Genomic DNA, 26,998 nt, shown 5'->3' with positions numbered 1-26,998 from the left:
AGCACCCCCGACGACTCACGAGCGAAGAGCCCGCTCCGCCGCCCCCACCACGTTGTGGATCAGCATCGCCCGCGTCATCGGCCCGACCCCGCCCGGCACCGGCGACAGCCACCCCGCGACCTCGGCCACCCCGGGAGCGACGTCGCCGGTCAGCCTCGCCTTCCCCGTCTCCGGATTCTCGACCCGGGTGATCCCCACGTCGAGCACCGCTGCCCCCGGCTTCACCCAGTCCGCCGCGATCAGCCCCGGCACGCCCACGGCAGCGACGACGATGTCCGCCCGCCGCACCTCCGCCGCGAGATCCGTCGTCCGCGAGTGCGTCAGCGTCACCGTCGCGTCGAGCCCCTTGCGGGTCAGCAGCAGCCCGAGCGGGCGGCCGACCGTGAGCCCACGCCCGACGACCACGACGTGCTTCCCCGAGATCGGGATCTCGTGGCGCTTCAGCATCTCGACGATGCCGTTCGGCGTGCAGGGCAGCGGGCTGTCGAGCTCGCCCTCGACGCCCAGCACCAGCCGGCCGAGGTTGGTCGGGTGCAGTCCGTCGGCGTCCTTGTCCGGGTCCATCAGCTCGAGCATCGCGTTCTCGTCGATGCCCTTCGGCAGCGGCAGCTGGATGATGTAGCCGGTCACCGAGTCCGACTCGTTGAGCTGCCGGATCGCCGCGCGGATGTCCTCCGCGGAGGCCGTGGCGGGCAGGTCGACGCGGATCGACTCGATGCCCACCTCCGCGCAGTCGCGGTGCTTGCCCGCGACGTAGGAGCGCGAGGCCGGGTCGTCGCCGACCAGCAGCGTGCCGAGGCCGGGCACGACGCCCTTCTCGCGGAGCACCGCCACGCGCTCGGCGATCTCCGCCTTGACCGTCGCGGCGGTCGCGACGCCGTCGAGTACCTGTGCCGTCATCGTGGAACTCCTCGTTCGTCGGCGCTCCCGCGCCTGTCGTGCAGTAGCGCTCGGCGGGGTCCGGAGGCGCGCTCGGCGCTCCGGACCCCGCCGAGCGCAGGGTCACCCGGAAGGGGCGGGGCGGCCTACAGCCCGGGGTACAGCGGGAAGTCGTCCGTGAGCCCCTTGACCCGGGCGCGCAGCGCCTCGAGGTCGGCCGAGGGCTTGAGCGCCTCGGCGATCACGTCGGCCACGACGGTGAACTCGGCGTCGCCGAAGCCGCGGGTCGCGAGCGCGGGGGTGCCGATCCGCAGGCCCGAGGTGACCATCGGCGGGCGCGGGTCGAACGGCACCGCGTTGCGGTTGACCGTGATGCCGACCTCGTGCAGCCGGTCCTCCGCCTGCTTGCCGTCGAGCGGGGAGTTGCGCAGGTCGGCGAGCACGAGGTGCACGTCGGTGCCGCCGGTGAGCACGTCGATGCCCTCGGCCTTCGAGTCGGCGGCCGTCAGGCGCTCGGCGAGGATCTGGGCGCCGCGGATGGTGCGCGCCTGGCGGTCGGCGAACTCCTGCTCGCCCGCGAGCTTGAAGGCGGTGGCCTTCGCGGCGATGACGTGCATGAGCGGCCCGCCCTGCTGGCCCGGGAAGACGGCGGAGTTGAGCTTCTTGGCGTACTCCTGCTTGGCGAGGATGAGGCCCGAGCGCGGGCCGGCCAGCGTCTTGTGCACGGTCGTGGTCACCACGTCGGCGTGCGGGACGGGCGAGGGGTGCAGGCCCGCGGCGACGAGTCCGGCGAAGTGGGCCATGTCGACCCAGAGCTTGGCGCCGATTTCGTCGGCGATCGCGCGGAACGCCTCGAAGTCGAGGTGACGGGGGTAGGCCGACCAGCCGGCGATGAGGACCTGCGGGCGGACCTCGAGGGCCTTCTCGCGAACGGCGTCCATGTCGATGCGGAAGGTCTGCGGGTCGACTCCGTACGCGGTGGCGTTGTAGAGCTTGCCCGAGAAGTTGAGCTTCATCCCGTGGGTGAGGTGGCCGCCGTGCGCCAGCTCGAGACCGAGGATGGTGTCGCCCGGCTGGACGAGGGCGGCGAGCGCCGCCGCGTTCGCGGTCGCTCCCGAGTGCGGCTGGACGTTCGCGAACTCGGCGCCGAAGAGGGCCTTGGCGCGGTCGATCGCGAGCTGCTCGGCGACGTCGACGTACTCGCAGCCGCCGTAGTAGCGGCGGCCGGGGTAGCCCTCGGCGTACTTGTTGGTGAGGACCGAGCCCTGCGACTCGAGGATCGCGCGCGGCACGAAGTTCTCGCTGGCGATCATCTCGAGGTAGCCGCGCTGGCGGTCGAGCTCCTGCTGCAGGACGGCGGCGATCTCGGGATCGACGACGGAGACGGGCTCGTTGAACGAGGCCGAGACACCGGTGCTGGCGGTGCTCGAGGCGGGAGAAGAGGACACGTGCGCTCCTTGGCTGCGAAACGGATGGCGTCCGCGAGGCGACGAGGCACGCTCGGGCACGCAGGACAACGGTATCCGTTCCGGCCCAGGCGAGCGGCAGGAAAAGTGTCCGGAAGAGGTCTCCGGAGAGGGTGCCGCTCCCTGATGGTCACCCATCCGAACGCCAGTCGCGACGCGGCAAGTGTAGCAACGGGCGGCCGATATCCTGAGCGGATGCAGACCGATTCCGCCGCGCCCGCTTCCGACCGCACCGCCGCCGCTGCGGCGATCGGCGGCCCCGACGGCGGTCCCGGCAACCACTGGACGCTCACCTTCGCCTGCCCCGACCTGCCCGGCATCGTGCACGCGGTCTCGGGAGCGGTGGTGCAGGCCCGCGGCAACATCACCGAGAGCCAGCAGTTCTCCAGCGCCGACACCGGCCGCTTCTTCATGCGCCTGCAGGTGCAGTCGCCCGTCACCCGCGACGCGTTCGAGGCCGCGCTGCTCCCCGTCACGGAGCACTACGGCATGACCTGGCGGCTCGACGTCGTCGGGCGTCCGCTGCGCACGCTGCTGCTCGCCTCGACCGCGGGGCACTGCGTGAACGACCTGCTGTTCCGCCAGCGGGCCGGGCAGCTCGCCATCGACGTCCCGCTGATCCTCTCGAACCACGCCACCCTGCAGGACCTGGCCGGCTTCTACGGAGTGCCGTTCGAGTCGCGCGCGGTGACGTCGCCCGAGACCAAGCGCGCCTTCGAGGACCGCGTCGTCGAGGTCGTCGAGGAGCACGACATCGAGCTGGTCGTCCTCGCCCGCTACATGCAGATCCTCTCCCCCGAGCTCTGCGCGCGCCTGGCCGGCCGGGCGATCAACATCCACCACTCCTTCCTGCCCGGCTTCAAGGGCGCGAACCCCTACAAGCAGGCGCACGCCCGTGGGGTGAAGCTGATCGGCGCGACCGCGCACTTCGTGACGAGCGACCTCGACGAGGGCCCGATCATCGAGCAGAACGTGGTGCGGGTCGACCACTCGCACTCCCCCGCGCAGCTGGTCGCGATCGGGCAGGACGAGGAGAGCCGCACGCTCACCCAGGCCGTGAAGTGGTTCGCGGAGGACCGCGTGCTGCTCGACGGCGCGCGGACGATCATCTTCCACTGACCCCGCGCCGGTCGCGGGCGGCGTCGAGTCGCCCGGAACGGCTGTCCGCAGGGCGGGAGAACGAGCCCTCTCGGGCGACTCACCGCGGGCGGATACGATGGTCCGCGTGAATCGAGCGACAGCGGGCACTGCACGGACCGATCCGAAGGTCGGGCCGAACGACGTCCTCCGCCTCGTGCTCGAGCTGTTCGCGTTCGTCAGCCTCGGGCTGTGGGGCTTCCTGTCCTGGGACCTGCCGTGGAGCATCGTCTTCGGCGTCGGCGCACCGGTGCTGGCGATCCTGCTCTGGGCGCTCTTCCTGTCGCCGCGCGCCGTCCTCGCGATCGACCTCTACGGCCGCTCGCTGATCGAGCTGCTGATCATGGGCGCCGCCGCCCTCGCCTGGCTCGACCTCGGCCAGCCGGTCGTCGCGATCGTCTTCGGCGTGGTCGCCGTGGTGTCCGGCGTGATCTCGGGGCGCCGCGCGCTGAGCTGACGCCGCTGTGCGAGTGCACCTCTGCTGATCGAGTAGCCCGCGCAGCGGGCGTATCGAGATCCACCACCGTCCGAACCGGAGCCTGCAGACCACCCTGCAGGCGACGGCGGGTCTCGATACGCCCCTCCGGGGCTACTCGACCAGCATGCAAGGGGCTGCGACTCAGCAGACGAGGGCGTCGCACCATGCTGATCGAGTAGCCCGCGCAGCGGGCGTATCGAGATCCACCACCGTCCGAACCGGAGCCTGCAGACCACCCTGCAGGCGACGGCGGGTCTCGATACGCCCCTCCGGGGCTACTCGACCAGCATGCTCCAGCGATTCGGCTCCCTGCTCACGCGGATCGAGTAGCCCGCGCAGCGGGCGCATCGAGATCCCGCGCGCAACGAGCGACGGCCGCCCCGCCGCCCCCGGAGGGGCGTGCGGAGCGGCCGTCGACGGGCTGCGGAGGGCTACTCCGCGGCGCCCGCCTCACGCTGCGCGAGTGCGCGGCGACGCAGTCCCGTCAGCACCGCTCCGGCGCCGATCAGCGCCAGGGCGCCCGCTCCGAGCAGTCCGCCGCCGAAGCCGGTGGAGGGCAGGCCGCCCGCTCCGTGGCCGGGCGCGCCCGGTCCGGCGGTGGGCGTGGAGGTCGGCGCGGGAGGCGCGGTCGGTCCGGCGGTCGGCGTCCCGGTCGGAGCCGGCGTCGCCGTCGGTCCGGCGGTCGGCGTCGCGGTCGGCTCGGCCGTGGGTCCGGCCGTCGGCGTCGCGGTCGGAGCCGGCGTCGCCGCCTCCGTCACGTCCACGCTGACGAGGGTCCGGAGACCCGAGTCCGCGTAGTCGACGCTCCCGAGGTACTGCGCCGGGCCGGCGAGGCCGGTCCAGGACACGGAGTAGCTCGTCGGCTCGCCGAGGACCGCGTCGACGGTCTCGGGCGCGGTGGTCAGCGAGCCCTCGCCGCCGTCCGCCGCGATGAGGAAGCTCCGGAGGTCGAAGGTCGCCTCCGGCTCCGCGCCCGCCGCGTAGATGTCCGCGGAGACCAGGTAGCGGCCGGCCTCGGGCGCGTAGAGGTCCACCCGCTCGTCGGCCGAGCCCGTCGCACTGGTGGCCGTGACGACCGGCTTCCCGTCGACGATCTGCGCGACCGTCAGATCGAGGTCGGCCGTGTCGTCGAGCGAGTCGAGGTCGAACCGGGCGAACTCGGTGCCCTCGGGCACCTCGACGGTCGTCTCGAACGTCACGCCCTGCGGCAGCGTGCCGGTGTGGCCGTCCGCCGCGGTCGTGTCCTCGGCGAGGACTCCCACCGCGAGGCCGCTCGGAACCAGCGGCAGGGGGCCGTCGATGCCGGGGATGATCTCGACGCTCGTCGAGCCGGTCGAGCCGGAGCCCGACACCTCGTACGGCGCGTCGAGCAGCACGGGACGCACGGCCACGGGGCTGCGCACCTCGTGCTCGGCGCTCGACCAGGTGAGGTAGCCGGTCGCGAACTCGGTGAGCTCGGCGTCGGTCCTCGTGAAGGTCACCGTGTACTCGGCGGTCTGGCCCGCTCCGGTGAAGGAGAGGGTGGACGGCGAGACGACGGCGTCGATCCCGGGGATGTCGAGGCTGGCGGTGTAGCTGCCGGCCTCGGTCGAGGTGACCGCGCGGGTGACCGTCTGGCTGCCGGCCAGCGCGCCGATCGCGATCGAGGCCTGGTTGAGGTCGGACGGGTCGATCGCCTCGACCGCGTCGAGCTCGGGGTCGGCGAAGACGTAGCCGGCCCCCTTGAGGAACGCGATCCAGTCGCTCGTGCCGCTCTCGTAGAGCAGTCCGGGGTCGAGGAACGCGGTCGGGTCGACGTGTCCGGCGCCCTGAGCGAAGACGTCGTCGGACGCGGCGCCCGACTGGTCGACGCTGTCGTAGGAGGTCGTCATCATGGCCGACTTCACCGCCGACGGCGACGCGTTCGGCGTCACGCCGAGGATGAGGGCGGCGAGGCCCGCGATGTGCGGGGAGGACATCGAGGTGCCGGACTCGAACGCGAAGGCGGGGTCGTCGCCCTCGGCGTTGAAGCTGTCGGCGAGGATCGCGACGCCGGGCGCCGTGAGGTCGGGCTTGAGCACGTCGGTGCCGTCCGCCTCGGCCGGTCCGCGCGAGGAGAAGCCCGCGACCTGCGGCACCGGGATCTCGGTGCCGGTCGCGTTGCCCTCGGTCAGCGTCGCCGTCGCGCCCGCGGTGCCGGCGTACGCGGTGATCGCGTCGTAGGCCTGCGAGTCGATCTGGATGCTCGGGACCGAGTGGTCGTCCACGTGCAGGGCGTTCGGGAACGGGTTCAGCAGCAGCATGCCGATGCCCCCGGCCCGGTCGACCTCGGCCGACTTGGAGACGCGCGCGGTGACGCCGGCGGTGCAGGCGACGATCTTCCCGGTGACCTTCGCGGCGTCGAGCGAGCCCGGCGCGCAGATGTCGGCGTTCTCGGTCCCGGCGACGACGACGTCGGCGCTGTTCACGAGGGGGCCGGTCACGTCGTCGTGCACGCTGATCGATCCGCCGACGAAGGCCTGGCCGTCACCGAGGGTGGCGGTGGCCGTGTAGGTCGGGATCGAGGACGCGGCGACCGTGGTGTACCAGGGCGAGGCGTGGTCGAGGGTCGAGACGCCCGGGCCGGAGTTGCCGGCCGAGGCGGCCACGAAGACACCCGCTGCCGCGGCGTTCAGGAACGCCTCGTCGTAGGGGGTCAGCGTCGAGACGGCGGAACCGCCGCCGATCGAGAAGTTGATGACGTCGACGCCGTCCGCGACGGCCGCGTTGATCGCGGCCAGGATGCCCTCGCCGGAGCAGTAGTCGTCGTCGTCGGTGCCGTTCTCGTCGCCGTTCCAGCAGACCTTGTAGGCAGCGACCTTCGCGGCGGGTGCGACACCGGAGATGGTGCCGTAGTCGTAGCCGTCGACCGAGGCCTCGACGTCGGCGTTGCCGGCCGCCGTGCTCGCGGTGTGCGAGCCGTGGCCGTCCGCGTCGCGCGGCGAGCGGTACTCGGGGTTGTCGGTCGAGCCGGCCGCCTCGTTCTGGCCGAGGAACCAGCGCGCGCCGATCAGCTTCTGGTTGCACTCGCCGCCGTCCCACTGCTCGGACGCGGCGAGGCCGGGCGAGCAGGAGCCGGCGAAGGTGGTGCCGTCCGACTTGGCGTAGCGGACGGTCGTGCCGTCCGTGTACGGAGCGGCGCCCGGGGAGGTCGCGAGCGGAGCGCCCGCGAAGGACGGGTTCTCGGGTGCGATGCCGGAGTCGATGACGCCGACGACGATGCCCTCGCCGGCCTTCTCGACACCGCCGACGGTGTCCCAGACTCCGCCGTCGCCCTCGAGGCCGAGGAAGCTCGTCGAGGACTCCTGCCCGGTGTCCGGAACGGGGATGCCGGCGTCGGCGGCGGCGGTCGGAGCCGGCGCGGTCGAGGCCGCGGCGCGGTCGAGCTTCAGGTCCTCGAGCTCCCGCACCTGCGCGACGTCCTTGCGGCCGGCGAGCGCGCTCGCCTGCTCGGCGGTGAGCGAGGCGGAGAAGCCGTTGAGGGCGACCGTGTAGTGGTAGCCGATCGCGGCGTCGACGGCGGCGGCGACGTCGTCCTGCCGCTGCTCGAGGTGAGCGGAGTAGTCCTCGACCGGAGCCGAGCGGGCCTGCAGCTGCGCGCCGGCGTCCGGAGCGGTCCGGGCGAAGCGGGCGTCGGTGCCCTCGTAGGTCGCCGCGGACGGCTCGACGAGCGTGACGACGTAGTCGCCGTCGTCGAAGGTCTGGAGGGTGGAGAGTCCGCCGACGAGAGCGGCCCCGCCGACGAGCGGGGCGGCCGAGGCGGCCGAGACGGCGAAGGCGCCGGAGGCGGCGATGCCGAGGGCGGCGAGGCCGGCGAGGATGCGCTTCTCGGCGCGGCGGACGGGTGGACGGTGGGACAAGTGAAGCGGCAATCGATGTCCTTTACTCACAGTTGCTGAGAACCGGATCGGTTCTCGCACAGAGTCGACCCTACGAACTGGATCGCCCGGCTCTGTTACGAACAGGTAACGAAGTCCTTGTTCGGGGGACAACGGCGTCCGATCTCCGGGGATCCCGGTGCCCCCATTTCGGGGACTCCACCCCGCCGGTCCTACGCTGGCGGGATGCGCACCCCGAATCCCGACGCCGCCGTCGGCGTCCTGCTCCCCCGCGATCTCCCCGCCGCCGAGGTCCTGCCCTACGCCCGCCGGGCCGAGGAGCTCGGCTTCGACGAGCTCTGGGTCGTCGAGGACCTCGGCTTCCGCGGCGGCATCGCCCAGGCCGCGGCCGTCCTCGCCGCGACCGAGCGGATCGTCGTCGGCATCGGCATCCTGCCCGCCGCGGTGCGCACCGCCGCCTTCACCGCGATGGAGCTCGGCACCCTCGCCGAGCTCTTCCCCGGCCGCGTCCACGCGGGCATCGGCCACGGCATGCCGGGCTGGATGCGCGGACTCGGCGTCTGGCCGAAGAGCCCGCTGACCCTGCTCGCGGAGCAGTTCGACGCGATCCGCGCGCTGCTCGCCGGCGAGGAGGTGACCCGCGACGGTCGCTACGTCCACGTCGACGGGCTGCGGCTCGAGTCGCCGCCGCAGGTCGTGCCACCGCTGCTGGCCGGGGTCCGCGGACCGCGCTCGCTCGAGCTGGCCGGGCGCATCGCCGACGGGGCGATCCTCGCCGAGCCGGTCGCTCCGGAATACCTCGCCCGGGCCCGCGAGCAGATGGGCACGCCGGGCCGCGTCGTCGCCTACAACGTGGCCGCCGTCTCGGACGACGCCGGAGAGGCCCGCGCCGCCGTGCGCCCCGGACTGGAGTGGGTCGGCGAGCCGGACTGGGCACCGCACATCGAGCCGCTGCCCTTCGCCGAGGAGTTCGCGCAGCTGCGCGCCCGGAGCGCCGACCGCGCCGCCTTCGTCCGCGATCTGCCGGACGAGTGGGTCGACCGGCTCGCCGTCGTCGGGACGCCGGAGACGGCCCGCGCGCGGATCGACGCGCTGCACGCGGCCGGAGCGGCCAGCACGGTGCTCATGCCGGTCGGCAGCGACCCGCGCGCGGCGATGGAGCAGCTGGCGCGCGTGCTCTGACGCCGACCGCCACCCCTCCGGTGCCCGGCACGCGTAAACGGCTCCGGCCCGGGGAATCCGAGGATTCCCGCGGGCCGGAGCCGTTCGTGCGAGCCGGAGATCAGCTCGCCATGCGCGCCTTGAGGTTCTCGTCGAGCGTGGCGAGGAACTCCTCGGTCGTCTGCCAGGCCTGGTCCGGGCCGACGAGGAGCGCGAGGTCCTTCGTCATGCTGCCGGACTCGACCGTCTTGATGACGACGTCCTCGAGGGTCAGCGAGAAGTCGATGAGCTCCTGGTTGCCGTCGAGCTTGCCGCGGTGCGCGAGGCCGCGCGTCCAGGCGTAGATCGAGGCGATCGGGTTCGTCGAGGTGGGCTTGCCGGCCTGGTGCTGGCGGTAGTGGCGCGTGACGGTGCCGTGCGCCGCCTCCGCCTCGACGACGCTGCCGTCGGGGGTGGAGAGGACCGAGGTCATCAGGCCGAGCGAGCCGAAGCCCTGCGCGACGGTGTCGGACTGGACGTCGCCGTCGTAGTTCTTGCAGGCCCAGACGTAGCCGCCCTCCCACTTCATGGCCGAGGCGACCATGTCGTCGATGAGGCGGTGCTCGTAGGTGAGACCGGCGGCCTCGAAGCGCTCCTTGAACTCGGTCTCGAAGATCTCCTCGAAGATGTCCTTGAACCGGCCGTCGTAGGCCTTGAGGATCGTGTTCTTCGTGGAGAGGTAGACCGGGTAGTTGCGGGTCAGGCCGTAGTTGAGCGAGGAGCGCGCGAAGTCGCGGATCGACGAGTCCTGGTTGTACTGGACCTGCGCGATGCCGTCGTCGGGGGCCTTGTAGACCTCGAACTTCATCGGCTCGGAGCCGTCCTCGGGGGTGAACTCGACGGTGAGCGTGCCCTTGCCCTTGAAGACGAAGTCGGTGGCGCGGTACTGGTCGCCGAAGGCGTGGCGGCCGATGATGATCGGCTTGTTCCAGCCGGGCACCAGGCGCGGGATGTTCGAGATGATGATCGGCTCGCGGAAGATGACGCCGCCGAGGATGTTGCGGATCGTGCCGTTCGGCGACTTCCACATCTTCTTCAGGCCGAACTCCTCGACGCGCGCCTCGTCGGGCGTGATGGTCGCGCACTTGACGCCGACGCCGTGCTTCTGGATGGCGTGGGCGGCGTCGATCGTGACCTGGTCGTCGGTCTGGTCGCGGTACTCCATGCCGAGGTCGTAGTACTCGAGGTTCACGTCGAGGTACGGGTGGATCAGGGTGTCCTTGATCTTCTGCCAGATGATCCGCGTCATCTCGTCGCCGTCGAGCTCGACGACGGTTCCTTCAACCTTGATCTTCGACATTGCACTCCCAGGGTCTCGTTGCACCGCCCCGCTGCTGCGAGGGACGGGTGGCTCCGCGGCCGCTCCAGACGGCCTCGACCAGCCTACCCGAGGCCGGAACTGTCTCGACGTCGAGACAGTTCTCCGCGGGGAGGAGCCCCGCACCCTGCGCGCCGCGACGCTCGTCCGCGAGGAGGATGACCGCCGCCGAGCCGGGCCGCTAGATTGGGCGGCATGAGTGACCTCCGCCTGGAAGAGCTGTCGGCCGCGAACATCTCCGCCGTGAACGGACTGAGCCTCAAACCGGGTCAGGAGCAGTTCGTCGCACCGGAGTCGTACTCCGCGGCCGCCGCCGTGATCGACCCGGGCGCCGCCTGGCAGCGGGCGATCCTCGACGGCGACGAGCTCGTCGGGTTCATCCACGCGCACTTCGACCCCCAGGCGCCGGAGGAGTTCCGCAGCTGCATCTGGCGGATCAACATCGACGCGGCCAAGCAGGGCCGCGGTGTCGGCACCTTCGCCGTCCGCGCGGCCGCCGACGAGGCGCGCGCCCGCGGCTTCGACACCCTCACCGTGATCTGGGAGTCCGGCGCCGACGGCCCCGAGCAGTTCTTCCGCTGGATCGGCTTCGAGGTCATCGGCGAGACCCCGTACGGCGAGAACATCGGGGCGCTGAAGCTCTGACCGGCACTCCGGCGGCCTCCTCCGCCGACCCGGATCCCGCCGACTTCGTCTCCGCGGTGCTCGCCGTCGTCGACGCGATCCCGCCCGGCCGCGTGATGGCCTACGGCGAGATCGCCGCGGTGCTCGGCACCCGGGCCGCCCGCGCCGTCGGCACGGTGCTCGCCCGCTACGGCTCCGACGTCGCCTGGTGGCGGGTCGTCCGCTCCGGCGGCGCTCCCGCGATCGGGCACGAGGACCGTGCGCGCGAGCACTACGCGCGCGAGGGCACGCCGCTCGTCACGACCCCGAGCGGCTACCGGGTGGACGTCCGCGCCGCGCGCTGGACGCCCTGACGCGGCGGCGGGCCGCTCCGGGTCAGACCAGGGAGTCCCGCCAGGCCGCGTGCAGGGTGGCGAAGCGGCCGTCGCCCGCGATCAGCGCCTCCGGCGTCCCGTCCTCGACGATGCGGCCGTGCTCCATCACCAGCACCCGGTCGGCGATCGCGACCGTCGACAGCCGGTGCGCGATGATCACCGCGGTCCGGTCCGCGAGCAGCGTCTGCAGGCCGAGCTGCACCAGCCGCTCGCTCGGGATGTCGAGCGAGGAGGTCGCCTCGTCCAGGATCAGCACCGCCGGGTCGGCCAGGAACGCCCGCGCGAACGAGATCAGCTGGCGCTGACCGGCCGAGACCCGCCCGCCGCGCTTGTTCACGTCGGTGTCGTAGCCGTCCGGCAGCGCCTGGATGAACGCGTGCGCGCCGACCGCCTTCGCCGCGTCGACGATCTCGTCGTAGGAGGCCGAGGGCCGGCCGATCGCGATGTTGTCCGCGACGGAGCCGGAGAAGAGGTAGGCCTCCTGGGTCACCATCACGATCGCGCGCCGAAGGTCCTTCGGGTGCAGCTGCCGGAGGTCGACCCCGTCGAGGGTCACCACTCCATCGGTCGGGTCGTAGAAGCGCGAGACGAGCTTCGCGAGCGTCGACTTGCCGGCACCGGTCGAGCCGACGAGCGCGATCGTCTGGCCTGCGGGGATCCGCAGGTCGAAGCGCGGCAGGATCTCCCGGTCGGTCGTGTAGGCGAAGCGGACGCCCTCGAAGCCGAGCGCCCCGCGCGCCTCGCGCAGGTCGACGGGGTGCGCCGGGTCGGGCACGCTCTGCTCCTCCGCGAGGACGCCCGAGATCTTCTCGAGCGCGGCCGCGGCGGACTGGTAGGAGTTGTAGAACATCGCCATCTCCTGCACCGGCGCGAAGAACCGCCGCGTGTAGAGCAGGACGCCGAGCAGCGCGCCGATCTCGAGACCGCCGTCGAGCACCCGCATCCCGCCGAAGAACAGCACGGCCGCCATCGTGACGTTCCCGATCAGCACGAGACCGGGGTCGAAGGTGCCGAAGACGCCGAAGACCTTCTTGTAGGCGACCCGGTAGCGCTCGACGACGACGCCGAAGGCCGACTCGTTGCGCTGCTGGGTGCGGAAGGTCTGCACGGCGCGGATGCCGGTCATCGTCTCGACGAACTGGACGATCAGTCGGGACGACGCGACGCGGGTGCCGCGGAAGAGCGACTGCGAGCGCTTCTGGAACCAGCGGGTCAGGATCGCCAGCGGCACGAGGGCACAGGCGAGCACGAGGCCGCTGACGCCGTCGAGCGAGACCAGCGCGATGGCGACGAAGCCCATGTAGAGGGCGCCCTGCACGAGCTGGTTGATGCCGGAGTCGAGCAGCTCGCGGATCGAGTCGAGGTCGCTGGTCTGCCGGGAGATGATCCGGCCGGAGGTGTAGTTCTCGTGGAACTCCAGGCTCAGCTTCTGGGTGTGCAGGAAGACGCGCTTGCGCAGGTCGATCAGGATCGCCTGGCTCACCCGGGCCGACAGCACGGTGTACCAGGCGACGAGGACGGCGCCGACGACGCCGGTCAGGACGTAGGCGATCACGGTGAGGACCAGCGGGGTCGCGTCGCCGTCGAGGATCGCCGGCAGGCCGTTGTCGATGCCCAGTGCGATCAGCGCCGGCCCGGCGACCTGGGCGGCGGTCGAGATCACCACGACGACGGCCGTCAGCACCAGCCGCATCCGCAGCGGGCGCAGCAGCGACCCGAGCAGCGCGAGCGAGCGCCGGCGCAGGGCCGCGGACTCCGCGCGCGTGAGGTCGTCGCGCTCCTCGGTGGATCCGAGAGTGCTCATGATCGGGTCTCCAGCTCCGTGAGGTCGGCCAGGTCCGTCAGCTCGGCCTCGGCGCGCGGGCGCGAGCCGACGCGCTCGGTGCCCCGGGGACGGGCGAGCTCGTCCTCCTCGAGGCTCGAGATGACGAAGCGGTAGTGCGGGCTGCTCGCGAGCAGCTCGGTGTGGGTGCCGACCGCCGTGACGCGGCCCTCCTCGAGGAGGGCGACGCGGTCGGCGAGGGCGACGGTCGAGGGGCGGTGCGCGACGATCAGCGCGGTGGTGTCGCCGAGCACGCGGCGCAGGCCCTTCTCGACCCGCGCCTCGGTGTCGACGTCGAGGGCCGACAGCGGATCGTCCAGGACGAGGACGGCCGGCCGCGCGGCGATGGCGCGCGCGAGGGCGAGCCGCTGGCGCTGGCCGCCGGAGAGGCTCATCCCCTCCTCGCCCACGGTGGTGTCCAGCCCGTTCGGCAGGGAGTGCACGAAGTCCGCCTGCGCGATCTCGAGCGCCTCGAGCAGCTCCGCCTCGGAGGCGTCGGGGCGGCCGAGCAGCACGTTCTCGCGCACGGAGGTGGAGAACAGCGTCGCGTCCTCGAAGGCCATGCCGACGTGGGAGCGCAGCTCGTCGCGGCGGAGGTTCCGCACGTCGACGCCGTCGATCTCGATCGCTCCGCCGGTCACGTCGTAGAGGCGCGGCAGCAGCGCGGTGAGCGTCGTCTTGCCCGAGCCGGTGAGGCCGACGAGCGCCATCGTCTCGCCGGGCTCGACCTCGAGGTCGACGCCGTCGAGCAGGTCGGCGAAGCGCTCGGGCGCGTCCTGGTAGCGGAAGTGCACGTCGCGGAAGCGCACCCGGCCGAGCGGGCGGGCGATCGTGGCGGGCGCCTCCGGATCGGTGATCGTGTTCCGGCTGTCCATCACCTCGAAGTAGCGGTCGACGGCGGTGCGCGCGTCGAACGTCATCGAGAGCAGGAAGCCGATCGACTCCACCGGCCAGCGCAGCACCGTGGCGGTGGCGAAGAAGGCGAAGAGCTCGCCGACGCTGAGCTGTCCGTCGGCGGCCAGCCAGACGCCGGCGAGGAGGCAGAGCGCGAAGGCGATGTCGGGGATGAGCAGCAGGACGACCCAGATGCCCGCGATGGCCTTCGCCTTCTCCACCTCCGTGCCGCGCAGCTTCTCCGCCTGGTCGGCGAAGCCCGCGAGCGCGTGCTGGTGGCGGCCGAACGCCTTGATCACGCGGATGCCGTGCACCGACTGCTCGACCGTGGTGGCGAGGTCGCCGGCCTGGTCCTGGCTGCGGCGCGCGATGCTCGAGTAGCGCTTCTCGAAGGCGAAGCCGTAGATCCAGACCGGGATCGAGCAGGCCACGAACAGCGCGCCGAGGATCGGGTTCCAGTAGACCAGGACACCGAAGCCGACGACGATCGTCAGCGCGTTGACCACCAGCAGCACGAAGCCGAAGGCGATCCAGCGGCGGATGAGGCTGAGGTCGCTCATCGCGCGCGAGAGCAGCTGCCCGCTCTGCCAGCGGTCGTGGAACGAGACGGGCAGGTCCTGGAGCTGGCGGTACAGCGCGGTGCGCATCCGCGCCTCGACCCGCGTGCTCGGCGTGAGCACCATCCGGCGGCGCAGCGCGATGGCGGCGGCCTCGAGCACGCCGAGCAGGAGCACGACGACGACCGGGCCGATCAGCGGGCCGAGGTCGCCGGAGCCGGCGGCGGTCGCGCCGTCGCCGAGCGGTCCGTCGACCAGCTGCTGGAGGACGATCGGGATCGCCAGCGAGACGAGGCTGGCCACGAGGGCGATCGCGATGCCGCCGACCAGGCGGGGCAGCGCGTCGCCGACGAACGGGACCAGGCGCAGCAGCGTGCGGAGGGTGTTCGGGCGCTTCGGAGCGGCGGGCGGAGAGGACTGTGCGAGCACGGTGCTGGGCTTTCGCGACGGAGGACGGAGCCCTGCGGCACCGTGGCGTCGCGAGGGCGGGGATGCCGCCGGCCCGTTGAGGGCTTCTGGGCAGCCTTGAAGGCTATACCCGGTCCGTCGGCGGCGTCCACCGCTCGGCGACCGCGGGCGCGGATCGTCGGGTCCCTCCCTCCTCCACGACCGAGCCCGCTGGACGAACCCGCGCGAGCGGCGCCGAGGCCGTCAGCGCACCCGCACCGACAGGCAGGTCACGCAGCCCTCGAGCTTCTCGAACTCCGAGATGTCGACCGTCACGACGCGGTAGCCGAGCTCGCGGAGCAGCTCCGCGCTCCGCGGCGCGGACGCCGCCATCAGCAGCGTGTCCGGGCCGAGCACGACCACGTGGGCACCGCCCTCCTCCGGCATCGGCAGGAAGGAGGGGAAGAGCCGCGGCTCGTCGACGACGGACTCCCAGCCGATCACGGTGCCGTCCGGCAGAGCGGTGACGGCGCTCTTGAGGTGCAGGGCGCGGGTGAGCGGGACCGCGACGACGCTGAGGCCGAGCGGGCGGAGCAGGGCCCGCAGCTGCGCGACGCCCTCGGCGTTGGTGCGTCCGCCGCGGCCGACGTAGACGGTCGAGCCGACGCGGAGGACGTCGCCGCCCTCCAGGGTGCCGGGCGCCTCGATCCGGTGCACGATCAGGTCGAGGGCGCGGGCCGCCTCCTCCGCGCCGTCGACCTCGCCGCGGCGCGACTCGGCGCCCGGGCGGGTGAGGACCGCGTGCCCGTCGACGACGAGCAGCGCGTCCTCGAGGAAGACGGAGTCGGGCAGCTCGGGCGCCGTGGCGACCTGGACGGTCTCCCAGCCGGCCTCCTCGAGCGCGTCGACGTACTCCTCCCACTGCTGCAGCGCCTTCACCCGGTCGACGGGGACGCGCTCGAGGTGGGTGAGCTCGCCGGCGTCGAGGTCGTCCGCGGGCTGCCGGATGAGGGCGATGCGGCGCTCCGGACGGGCGGCGGCGGCCGAGGACTTCCGGGCGCGGGCAGGTGTCGATGCGACGGCGATGCGGTGGCCGAGGGTCGCGGCGGCGATCACGAAGGCGAGCAGGAAGACGAGGTTGAGCCCGCCGAAGGTCGCGACGATCGATCCCCAGACCTCCCCGGTGATCGGGGTGCCGCTCGCGCTCGCCTGCACGAGCGTGCCGAAGACGGCGCCGACGAGCCCCGCGACGAGTCCGGCGATCGCCGCCGTCCAGGCGCGGGCGAGCAGCCCGGCCGCCGCGAGCACGAGCACCACCACGAAGGCGAGCACGCTCGAGAGCAGGAAGTAGGCGTTGACCTGCGGGATCGACGTCGGCGCCAGCTGGTTGCCGATGAAGAAGGCGAGCAGGTTGGCGAGGTGGGCCGCGACCGCCGTGGCCGCCGCGGAGGCGAGCGCCGTCAGCAGGCGCCGCCCCACGGTCGGGGAGGTGGTGGCGGTCGGGGCGGTGGGCGCGTTCAGCGTCGAGTCGGAGGGCACCCGGAGACCCTACGCGCCCGCACCCCTGCGCCCCCTGCCCAGACCCTTGCAGCCGTCTGAGAGCCGCGCGCCGCGCCGCGCCGCGCCCCCTCCCCCGCCACTCCTCAAAAGTTGCGGTAGTCGCGCGCCACCACCGCAACTTCCCGAGTCTGGAGCCCCCGCCCCGCGCTCGCCGAACACCGACTCAGCACAAGTTGCGGTAGTCGCACCCCACTACCGCAACTTCTGAGGAGTCGAGCCACCCGCCCGCCTCGCGCCGCCAGTGCGCAGAAGTTGTCGCACTCGACGCCCCCCTACGACAACTCCTGGAGAGCGGAGCGGGCCCTCCACGCTCGGCAGCCGCCGGATCCGCAGAAGTCGCGGTAGTCACACCCCACTACCGCAACTTCTGAGGAGTAGCGGCGCGCACCGAGTCCGCTCCCTCGAGTAAGCGGAAGTTGTCGTACTCGACGCCCGACTACGACAACTCCTGGCGAGCGGAGAGACTCGTCCGCGCTCGGAGGCCACCGACTCCGCAGAAGTTGCGGTACTCGCGCCCCACTACCGCACCTTCTGAGGAGTGGAGCAAGCAGACCCCGACTCCCGAAGGGAGAGGCCGCGTGCGGGGATCGCGTGCCAAGCGATTCCCGCGGCGGCCGACGCGACCCGCTCTTCGGAACGCACCACCCGCGGAGCCGACCGCGCCACGCCGCGCAGGGAGCGGCGTGGAAGACAGCACAGGGAGAGGCGCTTCATCGGGGATCGCGTGCCAAGCGATTCCCGAGAGCGCCGACGCGACCCGCTCTGCGGAACGCATTACCCCGAAAGGCCGACCGCGCCACGCCGCGCGAGGAGCGGCGTGGAAGACGAGCAACTTCTTCCACTGAGCGCCTGCGGCGCTCAGTGGAAGAAGTGCCGCTCCCCCGTCGTGTACATGGTGACGCCGGCGCGCTTCGCGGCCTCGATGACCTCGGGGTCGCGGACGGAGCCGCCGGGCTGGACGACGGCCTTCACGCCGGCGGCGAGGAGGACCTCGAGGCCGTCGGCGAAGGGGAAGAACGCGTCGGAGGCGGCGACGGAGCCGGGGGCGCGGTCGCCGGCGCGGGAGACGGCGAGGTGGCAGGAGTCGACGCGGTTGACCTGGCCCATGCCGACGCCGACGGAGGCGCCGCCCTTGGCGAGCAGGATCGCGTTGGACTTGACGGCGCGGCAGGCCTTCCAGGCGAATTCGAGGTCGAGCATCGTGTCGGCGTCGGCGGGCTCGCCGGCGACGAGCTCCCAGCCGGAGCTGACCTCGCCGGGGCCGCCGACGAAGCGGTCGGGCTCCTGCAGCAGGATGCCGCCGGAGATCTGCTTGAACTCGGTCTCGACGGGGGCGTAGAAGTCGGGGAGCTGCAGCAGGCGCAGGTTCTTCTTGGTCTTCAGCACCTCGAGCGCCTCGGGCTCGAAGCCGGGGGCGACGAGCACCTCGGTGAAGATCTCCTTCACCGTTTCGGCCATGGCGAGGGTGACGGTCCGGTTCGCGGCGATGACGCCGCCGAAGGCCGACACCGGATCGCACTCGTGCGCGCGGCGGTGCGCAGACGCGATGGGGTCGATGGCCTTCGCGCCGGCGATCGCGATGCCGCACGGGTTGGCGTGCTTGATGATCGCGACGGCGGGGAGGACGAAGTCGTAGGCCGCGCGGACGGCCGCGTCGGCGTCGACGAAGTTGTTGTACGACATCTCCTTGCCGTGCAGCTGGCGCGCCTGGGCGATGCCGGTGCCGTCGGGCGAGACGTAGAGCGCGGCCTTCTGGTGCGAGTTCTCGCCGTAGCGGAGCACCTGCTGCCGAGTGCCGCGGATCTCGACCGAGCCGGGGAACTCGGACTCGCCGCCCGCCTCCTGCCCGGCGAACCAGGCGGCGACGGCGGAGTCGTAGGAGGCGGTGTGCGCGAAGGCGCGCGCGGCGAGCGTGCGGCGGGCGGCGAGGGTCGTGCCGCCGCTGCCGAGCGCGGCGACGATGCCGGCGTAGTCGGCCGGATCGACGACGATCGCCACGTTCGCGTGGTTCTTCGCCGAGGCGCGGACGAGGGCGGGTCCGCCGATGTCGATGTTCTCGACCACGGTCGGCGCGTCGGCGCCGCCAGCGACGGTCTCGCGGAAGGGGTAGAGGTTCACGACGACGAGCTCGAACGGCGCGATCTCGAGCTGCTCGAGCTGCTCGCGGTGCGAGGCGAGGCGCACATCGGCGAGGATGCCCGCGTGCACGCCGGGGTGCAGGGTCTTCACCCGGCCGTCGAGCGACTCCGGGAAGCCGGTCACGGCGGAGACATCGGTGACCGAGTGGCCCGCGTCGCGGATGGTCGCGGCGGTCGAGCCGGTGGAGACCAGCTCGACGCCGGCGCCGGCCAGAGCCGAGGCGAGCTCGAGCAGTCCGGTCTTGTCGCTGACCGAGATCAGCGCCCGGCGAACGGGGACGACGTCGCGGTCGTCGTAGCTGCTGGGGTCGTGTGCGGTGATGCTCATGCGCGGGCGAGCTCCTCGAGGTCGACGGTTCCGTGGGCGATGTCGAGCACCGTCTGCACCAGCAGGCGACGCTCGATGGTCTTGATGCGCTCGTGCAGCGCGTGCTCGCTCTCGCCGGGGAGCACGGCGAGGCTCTCCTGGGCGATGACCGGGCCGGTGTCGACGCCGGTGTCGATGACGTGCACCGTCACTCCGGTCTCGGTGGCGCCGGTGGCGAGGGCGTCGCGGACGGCGTGCGCGCCGGGATACAGCGGCAGCAGGGCGGGGTGCGTGTTGATCATCCGCGGGCTGAGCGCGTCGACGACGACGGGTGGCAGGATCCGCATGAAGCCGGCGCAGACGACGAGGTCGGGCTGCCAGCCCTGGATCTGCTCGAGCAGCTCCGCGCCCCAGGCGTCGCGGGAGGCGAAGGCGCCGGGCGTCACGGTGAAGGAGGGGACGTCGTGCGCCTCGGCGTGGCGCAGGCCGTCGGCGTCGGTGTCGCTGCCGACCGCCACGACGCGGGCGGGGAAGCGGTCGTCGCGCGTCGCCTCGAGCAGCGCGCGGAGATTGGAGCCACCGCCGGAGATGAGGACGACCAACTTCAGCACTGCGCAAGTCTAGGGGGACGCCTCCGCGGCGACCACCGGCGGTCGGGCCCGGCGCTCAGCCGCGGCGGATGCGGCCGGCGGCCAGCCCGAGACCCGCGGCGAGCGCCAGCTCGAGCGCCGCGAACGCCCCGACGAGCAGCGGGTCGGGCCCGACCTGGACGAGGCGCCCCGGCCCGGCCGCTCCCGCCGAGAACCAGGCGAGCAGGCCGAGCAGCACCCCGCCGATCACGCCGATGCCGCCCGCCGCGGCCGCACCCCAGCGCAGCAGCGACCGGCCGTCGAGCCCGTCGACGACCTCCGCGCGCATCCGCCAGCCGGCGAGGAAGCCCGCCAGCAGCGGCACCAGCAGGCCGAGAAAGGCGAAGGCGAGCTCGCCCTGCGGCAGCGCCGCGAGCACGGGGATCGAGGGGATCGGGCCGAGCAGCGTCCCGGCCGGAGCGACCGACGAGCCGGCGCCGAGGGCGAAGCCCGGTCCGATCAGCCAGCTCGCCGCCCAGATCACCAGGTTCGGGAGGATCGCCAGCTGCCCGAGCGTCAGCGCCAGGCCGCCGAGTGCCTCCCCGCCGAGACCCTCGTAGAGCGCGACGACGGCGGCGTAGTCGGCGACCAGCAGCACCGCGACGAGCACGCCGGCGACCCCGATCACGCCGGCCGCCGCGAGCGTCCCGCCCCGCAGTGAGGCGAGGACGAGCGGCGCGGCCGGCTCGGGCAGGCGGTGCAGCGTCCGCTCGGCGAACTCGCCGATCGGGTCGCGCTCGCCGCTCCTGGCCGAGTGGGTCGCGGCTCCGATCACCACGCCGAGGCCGAAGACGAGCGGCGGGAGCAGCGTGCCCTGCAGGACGTCGACCCGGGCGACGTCGGTGGTCGCGCCGAGGGTCACCAGCAGCGCGACGAGGAGGTAGGTGGCGATCGCGGAGCCGATGCCGAGCAGGCGGTAGGGCGACTCCTGCGCGCGACGGCCCGTGCGGGCGCCGAGCAGGATCGCGAGGAGCGCGAAGGCGAGCGGCGCGATCGTGATCGCGAACGGCTGCCCGCCGTCCGGCAGCCCGAGCGCGAGCGGGGAGTCGGGGGCGAAGGCGGCCTGCAGATCCGCGCCGTGACCGAGCAGCCAGGCGTCCGCGGCGACGCGCCAGAAGACGCTCCAGTCGACCGCTGTGTCGTACTGGACGGCCCAGAGGATCGTCAGCGGCACGAGCGGGATCGCGAGCCCGATCAGCGCCGAGAGCGCGGCGTCGAAGGCGGCGAGGAGTGCGACGGTGATCCGGTTCATGAGCCTGTCGAGCCTATCGGCGGCCCCGCCCGGCACCGCTCAGCGACGCCCCGGACGAGGAGCGGAAGCCCTGCCCGACTGACGACGTCGGGTCTCGATACGCCCCTCCGGGGCTACTCGACCAGCATGGGCTGCTCATGCTCATCGACGCGCGTCGGGACGGCCCCATCACGCTGTGAACGAGCAGCCCGCGCAGCGGGCGAATGCATGCTGATCGAGTAGCCCGCGCAGCGGGCGTATCGAGATCCACCCGCCTCACGGGACGGACCGTCCCCTAGGGTCGAGCCGTGACGACCAGCGCCTCCCGCACCGAGCGCGGACTCGACCGACTGGTGAACTTCACCGACGCGACGGTCGCCATCGCGATCACGTTCCTCGTGCTCCCCCTCGTCGACGTCGTCGAGGAGGGCGGCGCGACCGACCTCGGCGCGCTGCTCGCCGGCCACTACGGCACGCTCTCGGCGTTCTTCATCACCTTCGCCGTGATCGGTCGGCTGTGGCTGGTGCACCACGCGGTCTTCGAGGGCGTGGCCCGCTACTCCCCCGCGCTGGTCGCGGTGAACTTCGTCTGGCTCGCGGCGATCGTGCTGCTGCCGTTCGCGGCGAATCTGCTGTCCAACGTCTTCACCACCGACCCGAGCGTGTTCGCGCTCTACATCGGCACCATGATCGTCGCGAGCACCGCGACCCTGGCGATGCAGCTGATCCTGCGCCGGGACCCCGCCCTCCTCGTGCCCGGCACGGACCCGCTCCGCTCGCTCTCGCGCTCGCTGATCGTGATCGCGCTGCTGGCGGTCGCGCTCGTGCTCGCCGTCACCCTCCCGAGCGTCAACATGTTCGCGCTCCTGCTGCTGCTGCTCTCCGGCCCGATCGAGCGCCTGGTGCTCCGCGGGCACGCGCCCGAGCGGCACCGCCCGGCGCGCACCGAGCGGGGCCTAGACCGCCTGGTGAACTTCTCGGACGCGACCGTGGCCATCGCGATCACGATCCTGGTGCTCCCGCTGGTCGAGCTCGCCCCCGAGATCGGCCGCGACGGCGGCGGCGTGGGCGAGGTCCTCGGCCGGCACCTCGACTCGGTGCTCGCCTTCGCGCTCTCCTTCACGCTGATCGCGGTGTTCTGGATGCCGCACCACCGGGTCTTCGAGCTGGCCGGCGACTACGACGCGGGGCTGGTCTGGCTCGATCTGCTCTGGCTGGTCGCGATCGCGTTCTTCCCGTTCTCGACCAGCGCCATCGCCCTGCTGCCCGACTCGCGCGCGACGATCGGCCTCTACATCGGCACGATGGTCGTGGTGAGCGGCGCACTGCTGCTGATCGAGCTGCGGCTGCGGCGCCGGCCGCACCTGCTGCGGGAGGGCGCCGGGCCGGTCCGGCCGGCCCCCGCCGTCGTCCCGTTCGCACTGCTTGTCCTGGCCCTCGCGCTCGCACTGCTCGTGCCCTCGGTCGGGCTCTGGTGGCTGCTGCTGCTGATCGCCCAGCGCCCGCTCTCGCTGCTCCTGCTGCGCCGGGGCTAGGCGGCGGGCGTCCAGCCCAGCCGCGGCGCGATCTCCGCGGCGATCGTCCGCAGGATCCGCCGGTGCGACTCGACCCCGCCGACCGCGGGCAGCGTGATCGTGAGCGAGTCCGCCTCCGCCAGCGCGGGGTCGGCCGCGAGCGACGCGACGATCTCGTCGGCCGTGCCGAGGTGCAGCGGACTGAAGCGCATCGGCGCCGCGATGATCGAGCGGTCGGCGGTGCGCGGCCGGCCGTCGTCGTCCATCCGCGCGAGGTAGCCCTCGATGAAGGGGCGGTGCGCCTCCTCGTCGGCGGGTCCGGTCAGCGGCAGCACGATGCGCCCCGCCGTGACCCGCGAGGTGCGCCCGGTGTGGGCGGCGGCGAAGGCCTCACGGTAGGCCCGGATCTGCGCGGCCTGCTGCTCGGCGAACGGCAGCCCGGTCTCCTCCGTGTTCAGCGTCGAGACCTGGAGGTGCATGCCCTGCTCGCCGGCCCGGACCGCGGAGGCGGTGGTGCCGGCGCCGTACCAGAGCCGGTCGGCGAGCCCGGGCGCGTGCGGCTGCTGCACGAGCGGATCGCCGACCGGCACCGACATCAGCGCGGACTCCGCGATGCCGAGCACCGAGCCCGAGAGCGCGTCGCGCAGGCGCTCGATCCGCTCCTGCGCCTCGGCGCGGAACTCGCGGTCGGCCTGTCCGAAGACGCCGTCGAAGACCGAGGCGAGGTGCGCGAAGCCGCTGCTGACGCCGAGGTCGAGCCGGCCGCCGGAGAGCAGGTCCACGGTGGCCGCGTCCTCGGCGAGGCGGACGGGCGACTCGTAGCGCGCGCCGATCACGGCGGTGCCGAGGCGCAGGCGCCGGGTGCGCTGCGAGGCGGCGGCGAAGAAGGTCATCGGCGAGGCGAGGAAGCGCTCGAAGTGCCGCACGCGCACCCAGCCGGTGTCGTAGCCGAGCTCCTCCGCGAGCTCGAACAGCGCGAGGCCGTCCTCGAGGCTCCGCGCCGCGTCGCCCGGCTGCTCGGGGCCCTCCGGGTAGGGCACGAAGGTCAGGAAGTCGAGTCCGAGGCGGCGGGTCACCCCTGCACGCTACCGCCGCCGGGGCCCGCGACGACCGACGGGACCCCCTGCCGAGGCAGAGGATCCCGTCCGATCGTGTCCCGCGGCGCGCGCGGGACGGGGGTGCGCTACAGCGCCGCGTAGACCTCGCGGAGCAGGTCGGCCGTCTCGGAGGGCGTCTTGCCCACCCGGACGCCGGCGGCCTCGAGGGCCTCCTTCTTCGCCTGCGCGGTGCCCGCGGAGCCGGAGACGATGGCGCCGGCGTGGCCCATGGTCTTGCCCTCGGGAGCGGTGAAGCCCGCGACGTAGCCGACGACCGGCTTGGTGACGTTCGCCTTGATGAAGTCGGCCGCGCGCTCCTCGGCGTCGCCGCCGATCTCGCCGATCATGACGATCGCCTTGGTCTCGGGGTCGGCCTCGAACGCCGCGAGGGCGTCGATGTGCGTGGTGCCGATGATCGGGTCGCCGCCGATGCCGATGGCGGTCGAGAAGCCCAGATCGCGCAGCTCGTACATCATCTGGTAGGTCAGCGTGCCCGACTTGGAGACGAGGCCGATCGGGCCCTTGCCGGTGATCGTCGCGGGGGTGATGCCCACGAGCGACTCGCCCGGCGTGATGATGCCGGGGCAGTTCGGGCCGATGATCCGGGTCTTGTTGCCCTTCTCCTGCGCGTAGGCCCAGAACTCGGCCGAGTCCTGCACCGGGATGCCCTCGGTGATGACGACGAGGAGGCCGATCTCGGCGTCGATCGCCTCGATGACGGCGTCCTTCGAGAAGGCGGGCGGGACGAACGCGATCGAGACGTCGGCGCCGGTGGCCTCGATGGCCTCCTTGACGGTGCCGAAGACGGGCAGCTCGACGTCGCCGTGGGTGACGGTCGTGCCGGCCTTGCGGGCGTTGACGCCGCCGACGACGTTCGTGCCGGCCTTGAGCATCAGCGCGGTGTGCTTGGTGCCCTCGCCGCCGGTGATGCCCTGGACGATGACCTTGGAGTCCTTGTTGAGGAAGATCGACATGCTTGTTCTCTGATTCCTTGAGTCGAGGGGGTCGTTACGCGGCGGCGAGTGCGGCGGCCTTGTCGGCGCCCTCGTCCATCGTCGCGGCCAGGGTGATGAGCGGGTTGGCGGCGGCCTCGAGGATCGCGCGGCCCTCCTCCACCTTGTTGCCGTCGAGGCGCACGACGAGCGGCTTGGTCGCCGAGTCGCCGAGGATCTCGAGGGCCTGCAGGATGCCGTTGGCGACCGCGTCGCAGGCGGTGATGCCGCCGAAGACGTTGACGAAGACGCTCTTGACCTGCTCGTCGCCGAGGATCACGTCGAGGCCGTTCGCCATCACCTGGGCGGAGGCTCCGCCGCCGATGTCGAGGAAGTTGGCGGGCTTCACGCCCTTGTGCTTCTCGCCGGCGTAGGCGACGACGTCGAGCGTGGACATGACCAGGCCCGCGCCGTTGCCGATGATGCCGACCTCGCCGTCGAGCTTCACGTAGTTGAGGTCGTTCTCCTTGGCCTTGGCCTCGAGCGGGTCGGCCGCGTCCTTGTCCTCCAGCGCGGCGTGCTCGGGGTGGCGGAAGCCGGCGTTCTCGTCGATCGAGACCTTGCCGTCGAGCGCGACGATGTCGCCCTCCTCGGTGAGCACGAGCGGGTTGACCTCGACGAGCGTGGCGTCCTCGCCGGTGTAGACGTCGTAGAGCTTCACGAGCACGGGGGCGACCTTGGCGATCAGCTCCTCCGGGAACTTCGCCGCGCGGGCGATCTCCTCGGCCTTGGCCTGGTCGATGCCCTGGCCGGGGACGACCTCGACGCGCGCGAGCGCCTCGGGGCGCTCGACGGCGAGCTGCTCGATCTCCATGCCGCCCTCGTAGGAGGTGAGCGAGAGGTAGGAGCGGTTCGCCCGGTCGAGCAGGACCGAGAAGTAGAACTCGCGGTCGATGCGGGCGCCACCGGCGACCATGACGCGCTTGACGACGTGGCCCTTGATGTCCAGACCGAGGATCGACTTCGCCGCCTCGAACGCGTCGTCCGCGGTCTTCGCGACCTTCACGCCGCCCGCCTTGCCGCGGCCGCCGATCTTGACCTGCGCCTTGACGACGGTGACGCCGCCCAGCTTCTCCGCCGCGGCGCGCACCTCCTCCGGCGTGTCGGCGATGATGCCGGGGAGCACGGGCACGCCGTACTTCTCGAACAGATCACGGGCCTGGTATTCGAAGAGATCCACGCTGCATTCCCATTCCGCGCCGAGCGCGCTTGCGTTCCGAGTCCGAGGTCGGCCCACGGCGCCGGCGGTCCGTGCTGTCCGGATCCGCGCTGGTGGTCCGCTGCGCTGTCCGGAGTCTCGGCACGGTTCTGTGTCGGCACTCTTCCTGGGCCGCGCCAACTCTACTCCGGACCCCGCGAGCGCTTCCTGCGCCGGGGGGCGCGCAGCCGCGGACTGTGGAGAGACCAGCGGAGTTCCGCGTGTGGAGGGACCTGCCCCGCGTACCGTGGAGGGATGCCGCTGCGCGCACCCGCCGACCGCGACGTCTTCCGCGAGGGCGTCTTCCTCGTCGCGGGCGCGCGCGCCATCCTCCTGCAGATCGCGCACCCCGCGGTCGGCACCGGCGTCGCCGAGCACTCCGACTTCGTCCACCGCGCGCTCGGCCGGCTGTTCGGCACCCTCTCCTACCTCTACGCGCTCCAGTTCGGCAGCCCCGAGGACGTCCGCTCGGTCCAGCGCCGGGTGAACCGCGCGCACGCGCCGGTCCGCGGCCACGGCTACACCGCGTTCGATCCGGAGCTCCAGCGCTGGGTCGCCGCGACGATCACCCAGTCGATGCTGCAGCTCCACGAGGGCGCGTTCGGCCCGCTCGGCCGCGAGGAGGCGGACGAGATCGTGCACCGCTCCCGCGTCGTCGGCACCGCGCTGCAGATGCCCGAGGAGCTCTGGCCCGACTCCCGCGCGGCCTTCGACGCCTACTGGGAGCGGGAGCTCGCCCGGCTCGAGGTCACGCCGGCCGCGCGCCGGGTCGCCCACGACCTGCTCGACGGCGGGATCGCCGCCTGGTGGCTGCGCCCGGTCGGCCCCTACCTCCGGCTGATGACGGCGGGCCTCCTGCCGCCCGAGCTCCGCGCGCCCTTCGGCTTCCGCTGGAGCGCGCGGCAGCAGAGGCGGTTCGACCGGGCGCTCGCCGGCACCTTCGCCGTCTACCGCGCCCTGCCGACCGCGGTGCGCACGGCGCCGAGCCGGTTCTTCCTGGCCCGGGTGCGCGCGGAGTCCGACCGGGGTCTCAGAAGCCGGCCGTGATCGTCCAGCCCGCGTAGGCGGCGAGCTCCAGCCCGAGCGCCTGCGCGGCGGCCCGCGCCTCGTCCTGCCCGCGCTCGTCGCGGACGTCGACGCTGATCGGCACGCTGTCGCCGAAGCCCGCGACCGAGACCCGCGCGCTGGTCGGGCCGCTGTAGAGCGGGACGTGCGCATCCGCGGTGCGCGCGCCGACCACCCGCGAGCCGGTCGCCTCCGCGATCACGGCCAGCGCGAACGGCGCCGTCGCGATCGTCTCGGTGTAGAGCGTCGCCTCGCCGCGCATACCGTCCTCCTC

Annotated in this window: 21 protein-coding genes and 1 riboswitch; of the genes, 7 read left to right on the top strand and 14 right to left on the bottom strand. The window is 72.6% G+C overall.

Annotated features, from left to right (window positions below; genetic code table 11):
- Nucleotides 1-15: 15 nt before the first annotated feature.
- The gene (locus C1I64_RS01285; RefSeq protein WP_127885957.1) at nt 16-900 is read right to left on the bottom strand and encodes a bifunctional methylenetetrahydrofolate dehydrogenase/methenyltetrahydrofolate cyclohydrolase; all 885 of its coding nucleotides are present in this window, start codon (nt 898-900) and stop codon (nt 16-18) included.
- Nucleotides 901-1,025: 125 nt separating this feature from the next.
- Nucleotides 1,026-2,327: a serine hydroxymethyltransferase gene (gene glyA / locus C1I64_RS01280; RefSeq protein ID WP_164874415.1), complete on the bottom strand. Its 1,302-nt coding sequence runs from the start codon at nt 2,325-2,327 to the stop codon at nt 1,026-1,028.
- Nucleotides 2,328-2,403: 76 nt separating this feature from the next.
- Nucleotides 2,404-2,508: riboswitch (ZMP/ZTP riboswitch) on the bottom strand.
- Between the two features lie 32 nt (nt 2,509-2,540).
- Here glyA and purU point away from each other — a divergent pair.
- Nucleotides 2,541-3,464: a formyltetrahydrofolate deformylase gene (gene purU, locus C1I64_RS01275; protein ID WP_127885955.1), complete on the top strand. Its 924-nt coding sequence runs from the start codon at nt 2,541-2,543 to the stop codon at nt 3,462-3,464.
- A 106-nt stretch (nt 3,465-3,570) separates the two neighbouring features.
- Nucleotides 3,571-3,939 carry a YrdB family protein gene (locus C1I64_RS01270; RefSeq protein ID WP_243586292.1) on the top strand — a complete coding sequence of 123 codons (369 nt, stop codon included), beginning with the start codon at nt 3,571-3,573 and terminating at the stop codon, nt 3,937-3,939.
- Nucleotides 3,940-4,391: 452 nt separating this feature from the next.
- Here C1I64_RS01270 and C1I64_RS01265 read toward each other — a convergent pair whose 3' ends face one another.
- Nucleotides 4,392-7,838, bottom strand: coding sequence for a S8 family serine peptidase (locus C1I64_RS01265; RefSeq protein ID WP_164874414.1), 3,447 nt, complete (start codon nt 7,836-7,838; stop codon nt 4,392-4,394).
- A gap of 204 nt (nt 7,839-8,042) precedes the next feature.
- On the opposite strand from C1I64_RS01265, the gene C1I64_RS01260 reads away from it, so the two are divergent.
- The gene (locus C1I64_RS01260) at nt 8,043-8,999 is read left to right on the top strand and encodes an LLM class flavin-dependent oxidoreductase (RefSeq protein WP_127885953.1); all 957 of its coding nucleotides are present in this window, start codon (nt 8,043-8,045) and stop codon (nt 8,997-8,999) included.
- Between the two features lie 100 nt (nt 9,000-9,099).
- Here C1I64_RS01260 and C1I64_RS01255 read toward each other — a convergent pair whose 3' ends face one another.
- On the bottom strand, nt 9,100-10,317 hold the full coding sequence (locus C1I64_RS01255) for an NADP-dependent isocitrate dehydrogenase (protein ID WP_123445123.1): 1,218 nt from the start codon (nt 10,315-10,317) through the stop codon (nt 9,100-9,102).
- A gap of 213 nt (nt 10,318-10,530) precedes the next feature.
- Between C1I64_RS01255 and C1I64_RS01250 the strand changes: the two genes are divergently transcribed.
- On the top strand, nt 10,531-10,980 hold the full coding sequence (locus C1I64_RS01250) for a GNAT family N-acetyltransferase (RefSeq protein WP_123445122.1): 450 nt from the start codon (nt 10,531-10,533) through the stop codon (nt 10,978-10,980).
- Between the two features lie 56 nt (nt 10,981-11,036).
- The gene (locus C1I64_RS01245) at nt 11,037-11,312 is read left to right on the top strand and encodes an MGMT family protein (RefSeq protein ID WP_244209376.1); all 276 of its coding nucleotides are present in this window, start codon (nt 11,037-11,039) and stop codon (nt 11,310-11,312) included.
- A 22-nt stretch (nt 11,313-11,334) separates the two neighbouring features.
- Here the strand turns inward: C1I64_RS01245 and C1I64_RS01240 are convergent, their stop codons facing one another.
- From C1I64_RS01240 to C1I64_RS01215, 6 genes are all read right to left on the bottom strand, one after another.
- Entirely contained in the window at nt 11,335-13,137 is a 1,803-nt protein-coding gene (locus tag C1I64_RS01240) for an ABC transporter ATP-binding protein (RefSeq protein WP_127885951.1), read from the bottom strand.
- Entirely contained in the window at nt 13,134-15,035 is a 1,902-nt protein-coding gene (locus C1I64_RS01235; protein WP_127885950.1) for an ABC transporter ATP-binding protein, read from the bottom strand. Before C1I64_RS01235 ends, C1I64_RS01240 begins: the two co-directional genes overlap by 4 nt.
- Nucleotides 15,036-15,257: 222 nt before the next feature.
- Nucleotides 15,258-16,532: a dimethylargininase gene (gene ddaH / locus C1I64_RS20810; protein WP_341867812.1), complete on the bottom strand. Its 1,275-nt coding sequence runs from the start codon at nt 16,530-16,532 to the stop codon at nt 15,258-15,260.
- Nucleotides 16,533-17,411: 879 nt separating this feature from the next.
- Nucleotides 17,412-19,019: a bifunctional phosphoribosylaminoimidazolecarboxamide formyltransferase/IMP cyclohydrolase gene (purH, locus tag C1I64_RS01225; protein WP_123445118.1), complete on the bottom strand. Its 1,608-nt coding sequence runs from the start codon at nt 19,017-19,019 to the stop codon at nt 17,412-17,414.
- Entirely contained in the window at nt 19,016-19,609 is a 594-nt protein-coding gene (gene purN / locus C1I64_RS01220; protein ID WP_127885949.1) for a phosphoribosylglycinamide formyltransferase, read from the bottom strand. The genes purH and purN overlap by 4 nt, the downstream gene beginning before the upstream one ends.
- 55 nt (nt 19,610-19,664) lie before the next feature.
- The gene (locus C1I64_RS01215) at nt 19,665-20,879 is read right to left on the bottom strand and encodes a cell division protein PerM (protein ID WP_127885948.1); all 1,215 of its coding nucleotides are present in this window, start codon (nt 20,877-20,879) and stop codon (nt 19,665-19,667) included.
- 287 nt (nt 20,880-21,166) lie between these two features.
- Here C1I64_RS01215 and C1I64_RS01210 point away from each other — a divergent pair, with 287 nt between their 5' ends.
- Nucleotides 21,167-22,393, top strand: coding sequence for a TMEM175 family protein (locus tag C1I64_RS01210; protein ID WP_127885947.1), 1,227 nt, complete (start codon nt 21,167-21,169; stop codon nt 22,391-22,393).
- Here the strand turns inward: C1I64_RS01210 and C1I64_RS01205 are convergent.
- The 3 genes from C1I64_RS01205 to sucC all read right to left on the bottom strand — a co-directional run bounded on the left by C1I64_RS01205 (nt 22,390) and on the right by sucC (nt 25,641).
- Nucleotides 22,390-23,448 carry an LLM class flavin-dependent oxidoreductase gene (locus tag C1I64_RS01205; RefSeq protein ID WP_127885946.1) on the bottom strand — a complete coding sequence of 353 codons (1,059 nt, stop codon included), beginning with the start codon at nt 23,446-23,448 and terminating at the stop codon, nt 22,390-22,392. The two genes, C1I64_RS01210 and C1I64_RS01205, sit on opposite strands and share 4 nt — an antisense overlap.
- A 107-nt stretch (nt 23,449-23,555) precedes the next feature.
- Nucleotides 23,556-24,443, bottom strand: coding sequence for a succinate--CoA ligase subunit alpha (gene sucD, locus C1I64_RS01200; RefSeq protein ID WP_123445113.1), 888 nt, complete (start codon nt 24,441-24,443; stop codon nt 23,556-23,558).
- Between the two features lie 34 nt (nt 24,444-24,477).
- Nucleotides 24,478-25,641, bottom strand: a complete 1,164-nt coding sequence (gene sucC, locus C1I64_RS01195) for an ADP-forming succinate--CoA ligase subunit beta (RefSeq protein WP_123702180.1) — start codon at nt 25,639-25,641, stop codon at nt 24,478-24,480.
- Nucleotides 25,642-25,914: 273 nt separating this feature from the next.
- Here sucC and C1I64_RS01190 point away from each other — a divergent pair, with 273 nt between their 5' ends.
- A complete protein-coding gene (locus tag C1I64_RS01190; RefSeq protein ID WP_127885945.1) occupies nt 25,915-26,706 on the top strand; it encodes an oxygenase MpaB family protein in 792 nt (263 codons plus the stop codon).
- Here C1I64_RS01190 and C1I64_RS01185 read toward each other — a convergent pair.
- On the bottom strand, nt 26,690-26,986 hold the full coding sequence (locus C1I64_RS01185) for a hypothetical protein (RefSeq protein ID WP_123702176.1): 297 nt from the start codon (nt 26,984-26,986) through the stop codon (nt 26,690-26,692). The two genes, C1I64_RS01190 and C1I64_RS01185, sit on opposite strands and share 17 nt — an antisense overlap.
- Between the last annotated feature and the right edge of the window lie 12 nt (nt 26,987-26,998).

This window comes from Rathayibacter festucae DSM 15932 (assembly GCF_004011135.1).
In the GTDB taxonomy this organism is placed as follows: Bacteria; Actinomycetota; Actinomycetes; order Actinomycetales; family Microbacteriaceae; genus Rathayibacter; species Rathayibacter festucae.
This window is presented reverse-complemented; position numbering and strand designations above follow the sequence as displayed.